The sequence below is a fragment of the Pseudomonas sp. dw_612 genome, from assembly GCF_018449725.1.
In the GTDB taxonomy this organism is placed as follows: Bacteria; Pseudomonadota; Gammaproteobacteria; order Pseudomonadales; family Pseudomonadaceae; genus Aquipseudomonas.
In genome coordinates this window covers 65,265-84,572 of record NZ_JAAVVC010000005.1, presented here as the reverse complement: position 1 = coordinate 84,572, position 19,308 = coordinate 65,265, and the positions used below count along the sequence as shown (strand labels likewise).

Below are 19,308 nucleotides of genomic sequence, written 5' to 3'. Positions count from 1 at the left end.
AGTAGACGCCAGCCACGCCGCGACGCCAAATATCCCTGACAAGCCTTTCAGTCCAACCTCTTTGCAGGTTGTTTGACGCCTACCGCTATCTGTACCAGGAGTTTGAGCATGGTCACCTCTGCGAGTCGTCCGGCGCTGCAATTGTTCGAGCAGGCCTTCAACCAGCCATCGCAACGGGAGGGTTACGCCGGCCTGGCGACCTACCTGAGTGAGGGCGGGTCGATTTTTCCGCTAGTGGAGCAGGGAGTTCGCGGGTTGATGCAAACCTATGAACTGACCGAGGACGATGCCAAAGCCTTCCTGGAGCAGGCCAATGCGCTGGCGATCTACGTGCGCCGGCAGTTTATCGAACACACCTTGTTCAGCGACCCGGCCACGGCGCCGGGGCCGCAAAGCGGGTTGTTGTCGATGCTGGAAGGGCCGAGTTTTCAGCGCCTGTTCAACGTTGATTTCGATGCATTGAGCCCGCCGGACGCACTGGAATCCTGCTACTCACCGGTGGCGTACCTGATCGATTTGCTGGTGTGGATCAGAGACAGGATCGAGCCGCAAGGCACGGCATCCAAGCTGACGCTGGACAGTCGACGGGCTGACCTCAAAGCCTTGTCCATCGATTTCAATGCGGTGCACCAAGCGATGTCGGCCGTGGACATTATTGTCCCGGTGCTGGAAACCTTTATCACCAGTCACGGCGCGGGAACACCTTCGGTGGAAGAAGCCCTGCTGACGGCTCGCTATCCCAGCGGGCTGCCGTACTTCCAGCATTGGGCCAGCCTGGACTATGTGGCGCGGCACAACGGCATGACGGTCGGTGACATCGCGAACCGGGTGGACCTGGAGTTTCCGTATTTCCTGCGCCCTGACGTGCTGGACGCCGATGCGCCACGGGCCCGGTTGCTGGCATCGCGGCTGGGGCCTCAGCAGCGCTTGATACTGACCGAAGCAGCGGCTACCGAAGCGCTTGCGTTTTATCAGAATCATTTCGGCATTCTCGATACCACAGGAACCGACGGGTACAGGGACGTGCCGGTCTTCTGCGAGCGCACCAAACTCGATTCCCAACAACTCGAAGCACTGCTGTCGATACGCGGTTTCGCCCCGGTGCGCTCGGTCAATGGACCTCCCCTCAGCGGGGCGCCAAACATCCAGGCGGGCTCGGTCTACATCAATGCCGCCGCCAGTGCCGCCACGCTGGTGGATATCGAGTTTGCGGCAACGGTGCATCGTCTGAAAAATGCCCCGATCGGCCCGATCGATCGCATGCACCGCAAGCTGCGTCTTGACCAATGGCTGGGGCTGCCCCCCGAGCAGACCGATGCGCTGCTCGCGGCAGCGATCAAGGCCGAGCTGCCGGCCAATACGACGTACGCGATGACCGACGGCGGGGTGCAGGCCCTCGGCCTGTTTCAAACCTTGCGCGAGCGTTACGGCTGCACCGCCGAGGAGTTTGCCGCGTTTATCCATGAAGTGTCGTTCTACGGGCGCGGCGACAACCCCTCGCTGTTTGATCGGGTGTTCAATGCACAAGGTGATTATCGGGAGCCGCTGGTGCTGGATAACGGTCTGTTCGACATCCTGCCCGTGGCGGGCACGTCGGAGCTGACGGTCAATCGACTGTGCGGTGGCCTGGGCATCGATCTGCTGACCTATAGCTTCGTGGCGCAAGCGGTGTCCATGGCCTCCAGCCCCGCCGCCGGAAAACTGGCGCGCTCTGTGTCCATCGTCTCGGGTTTCTATCGCCTGGTGCGGCTGTCCCGGCTGTTGGGCATCACCCCGATCGAAGGAGTGATGTTGTTGACCGTGCTGGGCGGCGAGAGCTGGGTCAAAGCGTTGGCCGGTGTGCCGAAAATCCAGGCGCACACGGCGACCAATGCCAATGTGCTGGTGGTCATCGAGGGCCTGCACACCTGCGTGAGTTGGTGCCGCGAACATGACATCGAGGTGCGCTGGCTGGTGCAGCAAGTCATTGAGCCGGCCGCGTCGCAGAAAGAAACCGCCGCTGATTTGAAATTGTTCGAGCAGGTTCGCAATCTGCTGTCCGGCGCAATGTTTACCAGCGCCGAGTTGCTGATGGCGGGTGTCCCCGCGCTGCCTGCGGGGGCTGACTGGCTGGATCTGCTGAGCGCTCTGGTCGACGCCGAGGGGGTGGTGATTATCGAACCGACGCGGGAGGCCGATTACTCGAACCGGGCCCGTGAAATATTGCTTCTGGCGGTCAGGGATGGCTTGGGCGAACGCTACGAAACCGAGCGCGACGCGATCGTCGAAATCATGCTCGGCGTCTTGTTGCGGTCGAAGGCCGCGCAACTGTCGGTGGTCAAGGAGTGCCTGGCGGTGCACACCGGCCTGGCCTCGGAACAGGTGATCCCGGTGTTGACGTGGGCCGGCGGTCAGGTGGACAGATTTCTGCGGCAAGTGTTGGCACGGCCGCAGCTTGAGATCGCCAAGGGCCGTAGCGGGCGCATCTACGAAGGTGATGCGTTTCTGTTGCAGTTGGCGCAAGTGCGCCGGCGTAGTGAAATCGTCTTGAAGTTGCAGTTGAGCGTCGAGGTGCTGCAGGACTACCTCGACTACGGCAATCGCGAGTGGATAACCCAGCCGGAGCCGCTGGCGGTGTCCCTCAATACCTTCTACTACCTGGCCACCCTGGCCCACGCCTTCACCTTGAGTGAGCGGCCCCAGGCCCAGTTGCTGGACTACCTGCGCGAAGCGGCGCGACTGCCCAAGGACATCGTGCCCGGAGCCCCTCCGAAGCTGTCAGCGCATGCCTGGGCGTTGGCTACACAGGCCGCCGCCGCCAGGCTGGCGGTGTTTTTCGGCTGGAGCGTTCAGGACGTGCTGGAGTGTGTCCAGTCGATCAGCCAGCCCTTGATCAGAACCCTGCAACAGCTCGATCTTCTGGTACGCATCCGCACCCTGTCGGCGCGCTGCAGCATGGATGCGCGCACGCTGCTGTTGATCGGCCGGCTCCCCCCCAGCGCCAGCACGCCGGCAGAAAAAGCGGCTTATCAGGTGGCCGCCGAGAAGGCCTTGTTGAGCCTGTCCGAAACCTCGGGGCCGGTGCTGGCCCCGGCCGGCGACGAACCTGGTCAGACCGTCAAAATCACCTGTGAGTTGCTCGGCAACAACTCGGTGATTGCCGGCAAGGCGGGGGAAAAAGCCACCTACAGGGTCACGGTCAACAACCTGCAGAACACACCGATGAGCGGGGTCTTCGTGCACTGGCAAACCACCCTGGGCACGATCGAGGAGAAGGCCACGTCCACCTCCGGAGTGGTGGATGTGGACTTTATTCCCGGGCGGATTCAGGGCGAAGAGACGCCGCTGTTCTGGCTGGATATGGGGGAAAAACTGCCCGCGCCTGCGGTGAGTGTTCTCGCCGACAGCCGCTCCTTTGAGTTCCCGCCCAACCTCAGTTCCGAGGTGCCAGCGTATGACGTTCCGGCCGGTTTTGAGGTCGAGCTGTATGCGGTGATGGAGGACAACTATTTCAATCGGGGTATCAACGCTACGGTGAATTGGAACTACCGGGTCGCTGACAGTAGCAGCGGTGAGGCGGTGATCCGTGCCGGCAGCCTCACCAATCAAGAGGGGCTGGCCCGCGCCTTTGTGTCCAGCCGCACCGGCGGGTCCTTCAGATTCATGGTGCGCAGCAGCAGCAGTGACACGAGTCTGGAGTTCGATCGCATCACGTTCTTGCCCGGTACCCCAGCCGCCTGACCCGCAACGCGACGGCGGTGGCTCGCCGCGCCGTCGAACGCTATCGACTCATGTCTTGAGGACAGCATCATGGACCGCATCAACATCGCCGGCTTGCTCGAACAGCGTCGCTCAGCCCTGGTTGACTATTGCATCGGCCAGGTCAAGAAGGCAGCAGCACCCAACGACACCTATAAATTCGTCAGGACCCCGGCGGATCTGTTCGAACTGCTGCGGCTCGACCCACTGGACAGCTACGCGGTACAGAGCTCCTGGGCTGCCGAGGCGATCAGTTGCGCCCAGCAATACATTCACGCGGTGTACCGCAAGCTGGAACCGGGTTACAGCGGCGTCGAGTTCGACAAGGACGAGCTGAACCTGTGGCAGCTCTACAGCAACTACCCGGACTGGGCTGCGTTGCAGATGATCGCCGCCTACCCGGAAAACTACATCAACCCGTTCGTGCGCCAGCGCAAGACCAGCCTGTTCAAGGCCCTGGAAAACAACCTGAACCAGTCGCGCCTGACCACTGACTCGGTGCAACTGGCCCTGCAGGATTACCTGCAAACGTTCGAGCAGATCTGCAACCTCGACGTGATCAGTGGCTATATCGATGGTGCGTCCGCCACCAGCGCGGACTATTACTTTATCGGTCGGCAACGGGTGCAGCCTTTCCAGTATTTCTGGCGCAAGGCCGATATCGTCCTTCAATCAGCCTCGACCTCCGTCAACCCGGCCGCCTGGAGCGAATGGCAGCCGGTGGAGATTCCCACTACCGAAAACGTATTGGACATGCGACCGGTGTACTGGAGCGGACGGCTGTGCGTGGTCTGGGCCGACTGGCAGGAGAAACGCGGAACCAAGGGGCAGCCCGATTACGCGCCGCACCGGCTGGATATCAATGTCGCCTTCATGACCCAGAACGGTCAGTGGTCGGGACCGTTGTCCTTGCACAGCAGCGGAGGTGACGACGCCATGCCCGGCGCGGCGCGGCTGATCGCCACCGTGGTGGTCGATGAGGTGCACCCCAAGGGCAAGTTGTGTGTGCTGTGTCTGCGGCCAGACAACACCGAAAAGAACGTATACGCCGCCAGGGACATACTGTTTCGCCCGATCGACAACGATGACGCGCTCATGGACATGCTGGCCCAGTACCGGTTTGTCGACCGCGACACGGTGCAGCATTCGATCCTGTCACTAAGCCGGCCGACGATCACTGAGACCATCGACCCTCCCGGCAGATTGACCCCGTTCTACGCATTGCATGCGGTGGTGTTGCGCAGCAGGAAAACCACCGGCACCGGGGAAGAGGACGTGCTGCTGGTGTGCGGTGAGTGTGCGGAAAATCAGACCGGCCAGGATTCAAGCAAGACATTCGAGTTGAAACTGGTGAGTCCCGCCGGCGGTGATCCTGCCCCTTTCACCGGATCATTCCCTGAGAGGGGTGGATGGCGCACACCCTGGATGGCGGTGCGGCGGGACAGTTTTGCCTCGACGGTGACCTTTGAGTTCGGCGGCCTCAACGCAGTCGATGGCCTGGGGCGCAAAAAGTACGCACTGAACTTTAGTCAGACCCGGGGCTTTGTCACGCCAACGCTGAACCGCAGCGACCCTTCTGGCGCGCAATTCCTGGACTTCAATCAATTGGCCCCGTGGCTCAAGTATGTCCGCCTTAACTCACTGCACGGCCCCGAACTGGTGCAGGCCTCTGCCATTTCGGTCGATGCCGTGCTGGACTGGTCGATGCAGCACCGGACCGAGCCACCGCCCACCAGTGGGACGATCAGCGAACCCAATGGGGCGTTTGACGGCGCCAACGGCTTGTTCTTCTGGGAGCTGCATTGCCATTTGCCGTTGTTGGTGACGGCGCGCCTGCGGGCTGAAGACCGCTACACCGAGGCGCAAGACTGGTTGCATTACCTGTTTGATCCACAGGCCCCGGCCGTTGCGACGCCTGCGCCGGCAAAACCGCGTTACTGGCGCTGCCGACCGCTGGCCAATCCCGACGCGGCCAACCCCGGATTCGAAGCCGACGCGCCAACCGACCCGGACGCCATTGGTTATTCAAACCCCCGGCATTTCCAGATTCTGGCGTTCACTGAATACGTGAAAAACCTGATGGCCTGGGGCGATTGGTATTACCGCCAGCTCAGCCGCGACAGTCTGGTGGCGGCCAAGCTGTGTTACGTCCAGGCGGAATTTCTGATGGGCAATCCGCCCACGGCGCGCACGGTCAACCGCTGGACACCGGCGACGGTGGGCGCGTTGTTGAACAGCGCCACCACGCGGCCGGCGCTGGAGGCCTTCGAGCGCTCGCTTGTCCTTGAGGTCGGCGATCTGGCCGCCAGGGCCAAGGCCGCACCGTTGCTCGGCCGGTTGGCCTCCGAGCCGTTCAAGCTGCCGATCAACGAGCAGTTGCAGGACCTGTTCCAGCAGCCCGTCCAGCGCCTGCATAACCTGCGCAATAACCTGACGCTGGATGGCCAGCCGTTACAAGTGCCCTTGTTCAGCCCGCCCACCGACCCCAATCAATTGCTGCGCGACCTGGCGGCCGGGGGGGGCGGTGCGCCGCGACCCATGGGTGGGCGCCTGGTGGTGGTTGCGTTTCGCTGGCGGGTCATGTTCGAGGCGGCGTTGCGGGCCGTGCAAGCCCTTCAAGACTATGGCAACCAGTTGCTCCGTCTGCTTGAACAGCGCGACCGCGCCGAGATGGAGCAACTGCAGCAGGGCCAGTTGGTGGAGTTGGGGACTTACGCGCAAACCGTTCAGGAACACAACATTGCGCAATTGCAGGCCAGTGTCAGCGCACTGCAACAGAGCCGAACGATGGCCCAGCAGCGAGCGGATGCTTACAACCGGCGCTATGAACAGAACATCACCGATGTCGAATACAGCGTCATGAACGCGCTGCATCAAGCCAAGGGCCTGACTTTTGCCACCAAGGCCATCAAGTTCGCCGGTGCATCGGCGGCCGTTGCTCCGAATATTTTTGGCGTGGCCAGTGGTGGGTTTCGCCTGGAGAAACTTCCCGACGCCGTGGTCCATGGCCTGGAAATGGCCGCGACGCTGCTGGAACTGGACGCCGGAAAAAGCGCCACCACTGAAACCTACCGGCGGCGTCGCGGCGAATGGCAAATGCAGCGCGATCAAGCACTCGTGGAAGTGAGTGCAATTACCGAGCAGATCAACGCGCAAACCCATGCCGTTGCGTCCGCCAAGGCCAGCCAGGATCACACCCTGCGTGCCAACAGCCACGCGCTGACGCTGTATAACTTTCTGCAAAAACGCGCCACCAATGCCGAGTTGTTCGGCTGGCTGGTGGGGCAATTCAAGGCGCTGCACTATCAGGCCTACGATGCCGTGGTCAGTTTGTGCATCAATGCCCAGGCCTCGATGAGTGCAGAGACCGGGGACTATGACACGCAGATTCCGTTGCCCCAGGTGTGGCTCGACAATCGCCACGGCTTGACGGCTGGTGAGCATTTGCGCGGGCACTTGTTGCGCATGGAGCGTGAATACCTGCAACGCCACGAACGGCGCCTGGAGTTGATCAAGACAGTGTCGCTGCGGCAATTGTTCGATGATCCCCTGGACCCGCAAACCGGCCTGGCCAGTTGGAAACTGGCGCTCGAGGAACTTCAGAGCAGCGGCCAGCTGGAATTCAGGCTGAGCCAACTGTCGTTTGATCGCGATCACCCCGGGCATTACTGCCGCCAGATCAGTTCGGTGGAAGTCGACCTGCCGGTGCTGGCCGGACCGTACGAAAATGTCCAGGCCACCTTGTTGCAAATCAGCAGCATGACGGCGACCAAAGCCTCAGCGCGTTCGGTGGAATACCTGTATGCGCCAGCGGAGTCAGTGGCGCCAGCGGATATCCAGATCAATCTGCGCAGCGGGCAACAAATCGCGTTGTCGTCCGGTCTTGCCGATACCGGCATGACCGCGACCAAACCCGATGAAGGCTTGCTCAACCCCTTCGAATGCACTGGTGCGGTGTCGAACTGGCAATTGAATTGGTCTTGGCCGAAGAAGGCGCCGCAACAGGCCATGCTCGCCTCGTTGACTGACGTCATTGTGCGAGTGCGTTATACGGCGCGGGCGGGCGACCCTTCTTTCGCCCTCAAGGTGCGCAATCTGGTGACCGCTGCCGAGTCGCGTGCTGCGCAGCGGGTAGACGCGGGAGCAATTGTTCATGAGTGACGTGATCATCATAGAACCGATCATTCAGGCTGACGAAAGCCTGATCATCAATGGCGAATTCGGCGAGGGCACGGACCACTGGGTAAAAGGCCCGACCAACCCGAGCAACATTGCCACGGGCGCCGCCGGGTATTTTGATCCAGACGAAGGTATCACCGAAATCCGCTACCTGATTGCCAGCGACGGCGCCTCGGTCAGCCAGGTGCTCAGGGCACCGAAGGCCGCGAGCGCTGATACCCGCTATGTCCTCGGCTATTTGCATGAGACCTACAGCACCGCTGCGGGCACGCTGCTGGTGGAAGTGCTGCGTACTGGAGAAAAAATCGAGTTGACCCTCGAGCCCACGCACCCGCAACTGGGCGACGGGCAACCGGCCGGCCTGGAGGACGCGCAGCCGTTGGACTTTCAGCCGATCAAGACTGAACGCGAATTGCCACGGACCCTGGTCGCCGGCGATGAGATTCGCGTGAGCATTTTCAGTCCTGCGCAGCCGGCCGGCGGGATGCGTTCGAAAATCCACGTCGCCCGGCTCAGGTTGCGTCTGCACTTGCCACCCTTGCAATTGCAGCAGGTGATGCTCGACGGCACACCCCGTGTGGCGGATCGCCCGTTGTACTTGTGTCTTGGCGCTTCCGCCAGTCTGCAACACGAGCTGGTTTTGGTGCCGCAAACCGATTCACCCTGGTCCGGCACCGCGGCAGCCCTGAGCCTGGAGAACAACCCGCAGGAGGCGATAGTCGCCATCCCACCGTGGGGCACGGACCAGTCCCTCAGTTCCGGGTGGCAACTTGACTGCCCATGGATAGACGATCAGCAAAGGCCGCTGCTGCTGCTGACATTGCGTAATCAGTACAGCGCCGACGCCTATGGGATCAGCGTTTCACTGGGACACCATCGGCTGGTCGTACAGGACGAACAGGCGGCGGCGTATTACCCGGTGGTGGAATATCAGGAACAGGTTCGGCTCGGCGTCCAGGTCGTTTCGTTCTACACCGGCCAGTCTATGCGTGACAGCAAGGTCACTTGGCGCATCGGCGGGGAGCCGATCGATGAACCCGTCGTCACCAATGAGGATGGTTGGGCATATGTCGATTTTCGGCCAACCACGGCGGGGCTGCACGTGATCGAGGCGACGGTGGAGAGTTTGTATTACGCCAGCGGCGTCGTTACTCATCAATTGAGCGTGCAAGCACTGGCCACGGACCCGTGGCGGGACGTGCGAGTGGTGACCGAAGCGGGAGCAACGCCCTGGGCGGAAAAGACCGGCTACCCCAATCGTGGATCGACTTATCTGGTGACCTTGCAACTGCTTGCGGACAGCCCCTTGATCGGCACCGGGCTGGCACTGCAATGGGCAGGTGTCAGCGCCGACGAATTGGGCGTGCGCGTGCAGCCTGCGCTGGAACAACCGGTGCCGGTCACAGATACGCAGCCGCAATGGAGCCTGGCATGTGATGACCGGCTCGACGGCCAGTTCGGGCTGTCACTGAGCTGCTCGCGGTTGCTGCGCCGATCATTGGACAAGCGCATGTCCCTGGCCCGCAATCTGGTGGAAATCGGCGAGGTGCGAGCCAGCAATACGTCGCCGGTGGTCGACGAGCAGGAGTCTGTGCTGCTGCGCATACAGGTGTTGCACATGATCGCCAGCGGCAACGGTGATCCCGTGGTCAATGCGCTAGTGGATTGGGAGGGGCCCAACGGCACTGTTTCCACGATCACTGGCGCGGGTGGCTGGGCCAGTGTGCTGGACAGGCCGACCGAAGTCCGGGATTACACCGTGAGCGCCAAGGTCAGGGCCCACGCGGAGATGGTGCCGATCGTGCGCCCGTTTGACGTGACGCCCGTGGCCAGCAGCCCATGGAAAGGCTTGGTCGATTTTTACCTGGATGACCAACCGGTCGAACTCGCCACCGTGGGGCTGGTGTGCCGGCGGGGCGGGACCCATCGCTTTAAAGTGATCCCGACACCCGGCAGCCCGGTGGCGGGCCAGCCGCTGGGGCTGACCACCGATCCCGATAACAATCCGGGGCTGACCATCGGCGCGCCCACGGCGGTGGGCGATGGCTGGGAGTGGCCCGTCAGTTCCTCCATAGGCTCCAGCCTCAGCGGGCTGTTTTATCTGACCCTCACCGGTGCGCAACTGGAACCCCGTTCGCTGCTCGGACGTTTGCTCTCCTTCGAACTGGCTGATGAAGTGAGTGCCGTGCTCGACCAGATTCGCACCACACTGGGGGACGGCACGCTGTATCCGTGCCTGGGGGCCTTGCACCGATTCAGCGTCCTGCCCAATGCGTTGAGCCCGTTGGTGGGGTTGAACGCGCGACTGATCTGGTCAGGTACCCCGAGCGAGCAGTTGAACGCTACGGTGATTCCGGCGTTGGACCAGCCGCAGGTGTTCAGCGATGGCGGCGTGCAGTGGCAGCTGGATTTCACCGGCAGCCCGCGCAATGGTGAATTCGCCCTGGCGCTGGAGGTGCCGCAACTGACGCTGACGTCGGCGGCCACGACGATGCGCCTGGGTGATAACAAACTGCAGATTGAAACCCTGAACACCCCGGTCGTCGACCCGATTGTCGGTCAGGCCCCTGCCTGGGTCTGGGCCCAGGTGTATTCCTTTTTTACTCGCCAGCCTGTCGCCGGGGTGCCGGTGAGCTGGACGGTGCAAGGGCAGCCCCGCGCGATAGAGACCGATGCGGATGGCTGGTCCGGTTTCGACTTTGAACCACAGAGCGCCCAGCGCCATGACATAGAAGTGGCGGTGCGCAGCCTGTATGACAACCATGAGGTTCGCCAGTCCACGGCCGTGACGGCATTGCCGAGTGACCCCTGGCAAGACCTGCTGATCAGTTTCGATGGCCTGGCGCCTGTGGCCTGGGGAGAAAAGACTTACTTTCCCCGGCGCAAGGGCCGGCACTTCTTCGAATTGAGTGCGCGGGCCGACAGCCCCTTGTTCGGTCGAGCCCTGACACTCGGCATGATCGACACCGGCCCGGGAGCGTTGGGTATCACGTTCAGCCAGGGCGCCCCCGGTGAATCCCGAGACTTTTCCGGTCCGGGACTGCAATACGAATTTGCTGTCGGCGATCAACGGGACGGCAGCTTCGCCCTGCGCTTCGCGGCATCGAAGCTGGCCAGGTTGTCCCCGACCAATGCCATGTCCCAGGGCCCCGGCTCACAAGCGGTGAGTTTTCGCATCAGCGGCCATGCAGAGCAAACACTGGACTGGGGTCAGGTATTGGAGGAACAGGTCACGGTCGTCTCGTCGATCAGCGGCAGGCCGATGGCCGGTATTGAGGTGATCTGGCGCAGCCCCGAGTTGGGTGAAGTGACCACGGTGACGGATTTCTACGGCGTTGCCCGGCTACGCTTCAAACCGAGAGTCCCCGGTATCACACCACTGACGGCGACGGCGGGGGATGCGCTGTACTCGGAGTCGGTGTCGTTGCCCTTTAGCTTGTATGAACCTCGGGAAATTCAGTCGTTGGTGTATGACGAGCTGCCAGGTTATCCAGGACAACTGGTTTCGGCCACGGCGACGGTGGTGTCCGCTTTCAATAGCGATCCACTGGCGGGCGTGGAAGTGATGTGGAAATACCAAAGTGCGTCGCTTACACCCACGCTGACCGATGCCCAAGGCAAGACTAGCGTGCAATTCAGGCTGGGGATGCCGGGCGAGAACATACTTGAAGCATTGGTGCGTGGCGGTCTGGGTGGTTGGGATATGGATGTGTCGGCTTTTACGGTGCTACAAGATTCATTGCGATTTGAAGACTTGATTTTCGCTAAGCCGAATTACCTCGGGGAGTCTGTCAGTGCTCGGGGCAAGGTGGTGTATGACCGCAATAGTGTTCCTGCACCTGATGTGCTGGTGAACTGGAGTTTTGCGCAATTGCAGTTGTCGTCCTCACTCACCAATGCTGAAGGGCAGGCCCCGGTCGAGTTCAAACCACCTCTGGCAGGAACCTTTGGTTTGGTTGCGGCCATTGACGGTAATCCTTCAATTGAAATGGAAAAAGAGATCACGGTGCTGAAGCCTCCAAGAATGATGTCCAGATTCCAGGGAGGGGGGGGATACCCGTCAGGTGCATCCGCGCTCATTCAATTTCGGGTCATCTCCCTCGAGACGGGAGAACCGATAGAAAATGTGGAAATATTCTGGGTACGTGCTGATGTTGAGGATTCGACAAGATCCGGCGTGGACGGCTGGGTGAGAAGGAGTTACTCCTTGGGTTCTGATGCAGCTGGCTATATACGTGTGAGGGTGTACATCAAGGATTCGGCAGGTGGCATCGCCGATGAGCAGCATGTGACCATGCAGTTCTTTAGTGGAAGTCTCTCTTTGTGATGAAGTCAGGCCATCGATATTCCGCTTGTTTGGCATGTCATCAGAGCAAGTTACCTCTTTTCAAACTGAGGTAACGCGTGATCAGTTCGGCCCCCAGGTCGGCGGGCCGGGCATCCATGATGTGAACGCCATGCGCATTCAACCGCTCATGGAGTTCGGCCCGTGCGTTCAAATAGTCGACCGTGCCGCAATACATCAGTGCTTCGGGCAACGTTTGCACCGGCGTGTGCCGCAACTCATCCAGGGTGTTTTCCCGCAGGCTGGCAACCAACACCCGGTGCTGTTGCCCCAGACGCTGCACGGCGCCGAGCAACTCGTCGTCATCTTCGTCCCGCAGGTTGGTCACCAGCACCACCAGTGACCGGCGTTTCTGCCGGGCGAGCAATTGGCTGACGGCGGCCTGGTAATCCGCGGGGCGCTGGGTATTGCCCAAGTCGTAAACGCCATTGAGCAACACCTTGAGCTGACCCGAACCTTTGACCGGGGCGAGGTAGCGCGGCTCATCGCTGGCAAACGTACTCAAGCCCACCGCATCACCCTGGCGCAACGCTACGTAGCTGAGCAACAGACAGGCATTGAGCGCGTGGTCGAAATGGCTGAGTTCGCCATCCTGGCTGCGCATCCGCCGGCCGCAATCGAGCATGAAAATGATCTGCTGGTCGCGCTCGTCCTGATACTCCCGGGCAATCGGCATGCGTTGCCGGGCGGTGGCTTTCCAGTCGATCTGGCGCAGGCTGTCGCCTTCGCGGTATTCGCGCAGTTGATGGAATTCCAACCCCTGGCCGCGCCGTTGGCGCTGACGCACGCCGAGCTGGCTGAGCCAGTTGTCCACGGCTAATAGCTCACCGCCATACAGGCGGGCGAAGTCTGGGTAGACCCGGGTGCTGTCGGCCACGGGCAGCAGGCGTTTGCCGGACCACAGGCCCAGCGGGCTCGGCAGGTTGATTTCGCACTGCTCGAAAGCAAAGTGGCCGCGGCGCAAGGGACGCAGACGATAGCGGATCAGGCTGCGTTGGCCGGGTTGCAGTTCGACCGCTTGCGGCAAATGTTCGACACTCATGCCGTCGGGGGCATGATCGAAGATTTGCACGTTCAGCGGCTGGGCAAAATCATGCTCGACCTCCAACTGCACTTCACCCCAGCGCCCGAGTGCCAGGCTGCCGGGCATCAAGCGTTTGAGGCGCGGCGATGGCAGGCGGTTGAGGCGGATGGCATCGAGCAGCGTCAGCACCAGCAGCGCCAGCAGCAACCCCCAACTGATCGATTGCAGGTTTTGCGGCATCGCTATATCGAGCGCCCGCAGTGTTCCCAGCGCGATGCCCAGGGCGAGCAGCACCGTGAGCCATATCAGCAGCAGGCGCGAGGGTTTCATTATTTGGCACCGCGCTGTCTGTTTAAAAGATCGCAGCCTGCGGCAGCTCCTACACCGATTGAGTAAAGGCGCAACATCTGTAGGAGCTGCCGAAGGCTGCGATCTTTTCTTCCCGTCACGCGAATTTTGATCAAGACGTTCACACCCTCGGCGCCGTGACTTGATCCAGCATCTGTCCGAGCACCTGATCGACATCCAGCCCTTCAATATCAAGCTCCGGCGCAATCCGCACCCGGTGGCGCAACACCGCCAGCGCACAGCCCTTGATGTCATCCGGGATCACGAATTCGCCACCGCGCAGCAACGCTCGCGCCCGGGCGCAACGCACCAGTGCAATCGAGGCTCGTGGCCCGGCGCCGAGGGTCAGGCCGGGCCAGGTGCGGGTGGCGCGGGCCAGGCGAATGGCGTAGTCGAGCACTTGTTCATCGAGAGGCAAGTCGCTGGCGATGCGTTGCAACGCCATGACGTCCTTGGCCTGCAGCACGGTGCGCAGCGGTTGCACATCGAGCATGTCCGCGCGGGTCGAACGGGTGACCTGGCGCACCATGTCCAGCTCCTGCTCGGCGTCGGGATAGTCCATGCGCACCTTGAGCATGAAGCGATCCAGTTCGGCCTCCGGCAGCGGATAAGTGCCTTCCTGTTCGATCGGGTTTTGCGTGGCGAGCACCATGAACGGCTGCGCAATCGGCAGCGCCCGGCCTTCGAGGGTGACCTGGCGTTCCTGCATGGCTTCAAGCAGCGCGGCCTGGGTTTTCGCCGGGGCGCGGTTGATTTCGTCGGCCAGCAACAGGTTGGTGAACAGTGGGCCTTTGCGCAATTTGAACTGCTCGGTTTGCAGGTCGTACACCGCGTGCCCGGTGACGTCGCTGGGCATCAGGTCTGGGGTGAACTGGATGCGCGCGAACTCGCCGCCGAAGCAACGGGCCAGCGCCCGCACCAGCAAGGTCTTGCCCAACCCCGGCACGCCTTCGAGCAATACGTGGCCGCCGGCGATCAACGCGGTGAGCACGTCATCGATCACGCTGTTCTGACCGATCACGGCTTTCTGCAACTCGTTGCGCACCGTCTGGGCCAATTGACTGGCGCGCTGACGTTGCTGGGCGGCGTGGTTGGGTGTGCCGGGCTCGATGTCACTCATAAGGCGTTCCTCAAGGTTTGCAGGTGGGCGACCTGACGGCTGAATTCAGCGGCGGACAGCCGCTGTTTCGGGCGCGGACTCAGGGCCTGGCTGATGGCGCGGGTGGGCTGCCGGGTCAGGCGCGCGAGCACCAGCCATTGTTCGGCAACCGCCAATTGTTCAAAACCGGGGTGACGGCGGCGGGCGCGACGCAGGACGTCTTGCTGCAAGGCTTGCAGCAGGTGGCTTTGCCCATTGCGGCGCAGCATGAAATCGGCGCTGGCGCGCAGGTGTTCCTGAAGTTGTCGACGGGCTCGCGGGGCGGGTTGCAGCAGTGGGCCATGACGCACGCCGACGTGCCAGCAAGCGAGGCCGATCAGGGCAGCGAGGGCGACCAGGGCCTGAGGGAAATATCGCAGCAGCAAGGTCAGCAGCGAATCGTGATCGGTGTTGTACAGCAACGTAACGCTGGTGTCGGCGTTCAAGTACCAGAGCAGCCAGGCGTTGTCGTATTGCTCGATGGCCGGGGCTTTCCACAGGTCGGCATCGGTGACCACAGTGATCGAACCGAGCCCGTGGGGCAGTTGCATCATGTGCGTGGCCTTGCCGCTGTTGGCCCAGGCCTGGGCGAGGTCCTTCGGGTCTTCGAGATGGAACGCGGTGTCGAAACCGAGGTAGGCCGGGGCGTCTTCGTCCTCCAGGTAAAGCTTGGTCAGGTTCGGGTACGGATCGTCGATCGGATCGGGGGGCGGGTCCTTGAGGTCTTTGCTCAGGGATTGATGCAACTGCACCCGGTCCAAAAGCAGGTCATTGCTCTGGCCGGTCTTCTCATCCCACAGGGATTCGGCGATGAACAGCAGACGGCCGCCGGCGCGGGTCCAGTTCAGCACCTGATCGATCTGGCGCGGGGACATGTTCGAGCGGTCGCCGAGCAACAAGAGGCTGTGCTGACGGGGGTCGATGCCGGGCAGCACATCAAGGCTGTTGGCGTGGGTCACCTCGACGCCTTGCTTGCGCAGAAACTGCTCCGCCGCCAGATAGGGGTTGGCCCGGGCCTCGGGGGAAGGGCCGTGATCGACGATCTCCTGATAAGGCGTGGCCTTTAGGAACAGAAAAATAATCAGTGCGCCGAACAGCACGGCAATGGCGGCGCCGAGGGTTTGCCAACCACGCCGGCTCAACGGGCGGCTCCCGGATTGAACAGCGCGCGCCAGCCGTCGCAGAGTTCCTGTTGCAACTGCGCCGGTGGCAAACGATGTCCGTAGGCCAGATTCTGCCAGTGGCGGGTCAGGGTTTGACTGAAGGCCAACAACGCCGGTTGTTGCAGTTGCCCGATGTGCGCCAGCACTTGCCCTTCGGTGTCGGCATCTTTCAAGGGCAGGTTGTAGTCATGCAGCAAACGGCTGAGCAGCGCCCGGTAAAGCAGCCCGAGGGCTTCGCGAGGGTTGGTTTGCCAAAGGGCTTCGACGCTGGCAGCGACGTCGGCGGGCAGGGTTTCGTGATGCATGTCCAGCCCGAACCGTTGCTTGGGCATTGGGCGATTGACCGTGCGACGCAAGACCGGTCGACGACTGACAAACGCCAGCAACCAGTCGCGGTAGCGCCAGATCAATAACCCGAGGCCGGCGATCACGCTGCCCCAAAGCAACACTTCGATCAGCGTGGCCAGGGCACCGAAGTGCTGACTGTCCAGCAGCCTGGCCAGCGTCTTCAACCATTCGGGCGTCTGGCCGTTGTCCGGGGTTTTCTCGTCGGGCTTGTCTTCACCAAAACGATAACGGGTGACGGATTCCTTGTTCTTGAACGGCGGCTGCTCAAGGATCGCCTTGATGCTGTCCCGGGACGCCTGGCTGGTCAGGGGCTGGTCCAGCAGGCGCGGGGTGTCCGGCGAAATGACCGGCTCGGCAGCCCAGACGCTTTGTGTGCCCGGTATCAAGACAACCCCCGCCAGCAACAGGACAACCGCCACGTTGCTCAGGCGCTGACGCATTCGGCGGAACACCAGTTCGATGTCCCAGGCCTCCAGCACCGTGCGCCGGTTCAGATAAAGGCTGAAACCGCAGGCCACATAGATCGGTTCCCACACCACCAATATCAATGCGTAAAAGGCATTGGTCAGGTGTTCCAGCCAGCGCCAGTCGTGGGTGGCAGCGGCGATTAGGGTTTGCCAGTCCCAGTCGAGTTCGATCTGTTGCGGCAGCAGAAGATAGAACAGCACCATCAAACCGATCCACAGCGCGGTTTCCAGGTGCACGCCGATGATCGTCAGCCACTGCGCGGCGCCGGCATTGTGTTGCAGCAGCACGCGCAAGCGTTGTTGGCGAGCCGTACCGTCCAGGCCTTCGAGTTGCACCACCGGCATCAGGAAACTGCGGCTCAGGCTCAGGCGGCGCCAGGTCAGGCTGGCGAGCAATTGCGGCTTGAGCAGGCGTGGCCACTGGCGCAGGGCTTGTTTGAGGGTCGGGGTTTCGCCGAACAGGGTTTTCGACAGGATGTACAACGGCAGCCGCTCGAACGCCGGTTTGAGCCACCAGAAAATGAACACGGCCAGGGACGGCGAATCCCACAGCAACACAGTGAGCAGGGCGAACACCGGCAAGGTCACGATGGCCCAACTGGTCATCAACAGCCGGCGATGCCGTTGCGTCAGCAGCACGCCGAGGTCCATGGCTTCCCAGGTGTTGCGCGGGCGAATCATCACGGTAGCGTCACTCAGGCGCATGGGAAGTCCGTCCGGCCAACAGCAGATACAACGCCATCACGATCCAGAGTCCGGCGCCGACCAGGTATTTGGTCATCGGCGTGGGCGCGGTCGTGGACGACCAATAAGCTTCGATAAATGCCGCTATCAACAGAAACAGCATTACCCCGCAAATCAGCAACACGCTTTTGCGCGCGGCCAGGCGCAAGGCTTCAGCACGGGGCAAACGCCCCGGCGCGATCAACGCCCAACCCAATTGCAGGCCAGCGGCGCCGGACAGGACGATGGCGCTCAATTCGAAAGCGCCGTGGCCGATCACGAATGACCAGAAGGTTTGCCCGTAACCGATGTGGGTCAGGTGCCCGGCCACTGCGCCGATGGTCAAGCCGTTGAAGAACAGGAAAAACGCGCTGCCCAGGCCAAACAGCAAACCGCTGGCGAAGGTCTGAAAGGCGATGCCGATGTTGTGCATGATGTAGTAGCCGAACATCACCCAGTCTTCGCTGGCCGCCCGTTCCGCCGAACGCCCGAGGTGCCCGGCGACCGGGTCGTACATGCTTTGCATCTCGCTGACCTGATCGGCCGGGATCAGGTTGTAGATCAGGTCCGGGAAGAAATAAACCAACAGGCCCATACCGATCAGGCTGCCAAAAAACATCAGGCCGGCGGCGAGTACGAAGGGCCACTGCTGGCGCACCAGCCGCGGGAAGTCGGCCAGGATGAACGCCAGCGCGTTGGCCCCCAGTCGGCTGCGGTGCCGATAAAACTGCTGATGCCCGCGCAGTACCTGATGCTGCAACGAGTCCACCAGGAAACTGCTGTAGCCGCGCTCCCGGGCCAGGGCCAGGTGGTGGCAGAGGCGGCGATAGTCTTTCGCAAAACTGGCGATGCGTGAGGCGTCCTTGCCCCGTTCCAACCGGTCGAGGACCAGGGCGAAGTGTTCCCATTCGGCCTTGTGGCGACTTTCGAAAAGGCTTTGCTTCATGTGGGGCCCAACAAGCCGCGGGCGATGCCGTTGAGTTCGGCCACGGCCCGTGGCGGCGGAACCTGCAAGGGGCCGGCGAGGATGGTCGCCAGTTCATTGACCCGTGCCGGGGACAGTTCACCCTGGCGCTCGGCAAAACCGAGGATGGCGCGCTGTTCGGTGAGCGTCAGGGCAAAGGCCGGGCGCCGGGGTTGGGCGTCGGGCAGGTCCGGCCTTGTGAGCCGTTGTTCGCTGTAGACCACGAGTGTACCGGCGGCGAGGTCGCCGAGGCGCTTGAAGGTAGGATGTTGCAGGCAACTGATGGCACCGAGGAAATAGCCGAACGGCAACAGATCGACAAAACGCAACAGGTTGCGCAGCAGCGAGGCCGACCAGCCAACCGGCGCGCCATCATCCTGCACCACGCGCAATCCCATCCATTGCTTGCCCGGCGAGCGACCCTGGTTGAGCACTTCGAACAGCACCATGTACCACCAACTGATCCCGAACAGCAGGATCGAACCCAGCCCGGCGCCGAGTTTGCCGAGGAACGCCAACACGATGAACAACGCACCGAGGATCAACCCGCGCAGGCCAAGGTCGATGGAGAATGCCAGCGCACGGACCATCAACCCGGCCGGGCGCAGTGGCAAGTCGATGCCTTCGGGCGTTTCGACTTGATACCGCGTGTCCAGAGGCGGGGACAGCGTCGCTTTCCTTGGCAGTGCTGTGGTCTCGAGCATGGGCAACCTGAATGACGTGGCCGGATCGGGATTCGATGTCCGCCCGATGCTAGCAGCCTCTCGGGGGAAAACGACATAACTATGTATTGCACGATGCAAAGCCGGAAATGATTGAATGACAAGATGACTGGCCGCAGCGACTGATCTGCGCCTAGACTTCGCCGGTC

9 protein-coding genes are annotated in these 19,308 nt (G+C 61.9%); 3 read left to right on the top strand and 6 right to left on the bottom strand.

Annotation, left to right across the window (positions count from 1 at the left end; translation table 11 throughout):
- Nucleotides 1-108 precede the first annotated feature (108 nt).
- From HB680_RS09855 to HB680_RS09845, 3 genes are all read left to right on the top strand, one after another.
- Nucleotides 109-3,720: a Tc toxin subunit A gene (locus HB680_RS09855; RefSeq protein ID WP_213938298.1), complete on the top strand. Its 3,612-nt coding sequence runs from the start codon at nt 109-111 to the stop codon at nt 3,718-3,720.
- 69 nt (nt 3,721-3,789) lie between these two features.
- On the top strand, nt 3,790-7,899 hold the full coding sequence (locus HB680_RS09850) for a neuraminidase-like domain-containing protein (protein WP_213938297.1): 4,110 nt from the start codon (nt 3,790-3,792) through the stop codon (nt 7,897-7,899).
- On the top strand, nt 7,892-12,244 hold the full coding sequence (locus HB680_RS09845) for a hypothetical protein (RefSeq protein WP_213938296.1): 4,353 nt from the start codon (nt 7,892-7,894) through the stop codon (nt 12,242-12,244). Before HB680_RS09850 ends, HB680_RS09845 begins: the two co-directional genes overlap by 8 nt.
- Before the next feature lie 40 nt (nt 12,245-12,284).
- On the opposite strand, the gene HB680_RS09840 is transcribed toward HB680_RS09845, so the two are convergent.
- The 6 genes from HB680_RS09840 to HB680_RS09815 form a co-directional block, all read right to left on the bottom strand.
- Nucleotides 12,285-13,616, bottom strand: a complete 1,332-nt coding sequence (locus HB680_RS09840) for a DUF58 domain-containing protein (RefSeq protein WP_213938295.1) — start codon at nt 13,614-13,616, stop codon at nt 12,285-12,287.
- A 139-nt stretch (nt 13,617-13,755) separates the two neighbouring features.
- Nucleotides 13,756-14,754, bottom strand: a complete 999-nt coding sequence (locus HB680_RS09835; RefSeq protein WP_213938294.1) for a MoxR family ATPase — start codon at nt 14,752-14,754, stop codon at nt 13,756-13,758.
- Nucleotides 14,751-15,914: a DUF4350 domain-containing protein gene (locus HB680_RS09830; RefSeq protein WP_213938293.1), complete on the bottom strand. Its 1,164-nt coding sequence runs from the start codon at nt 15,912-15,914 to the stop codon at nt 14,751-14,753. Before HB680_RS09830 ends, HB680_RS09835 begins: the two co-directional genes overlap by 4 nt.
- A complete protein-coding gene (locus tag HB680_RS09825) occupies nt 15,911-17,455 on the bottom strand; it encodes a DUF4129 domain-containing protein (RefSeq protein ID WP_213938292.1) in 1,545 nt (514 codons plus the stop codon). Before HB680_RS09825 ends, HB680_RS09830 begins: the two co-directional genes overlap by 4 nt.
- Complete coding sequence (locus tag HB680_RS09820; protein WP_213938291.1) at nt 17,442-18,419, bottom strand: stage II sporulation protein M; 978 nt, start codon at nt 18,417-18,419, stop codon at nt 17,442-17,444. The genes HB680_RS09825 and HB680_RS09820 overlap by 14 nt, the downstream gene beginning before the upstream one ends.
- Nucleotides 18,416-19,141: an RDD family protein gene (locus HB680_RS09815; RefSeq protein WP_213938290.1), complete on the bottom strand. Its 726-nt coding sequence runs from the start codon at nt 19,139-19,141 to the stop codon at nt 18,416-18,418. The genes HB680_RS09820 and HB680_RS09815 overlap by 4 nt, the downstream gene beginning before the upstream one ends.
- Nucleotides 19,142-19,308: the final 167 nt, after the last annotated feature.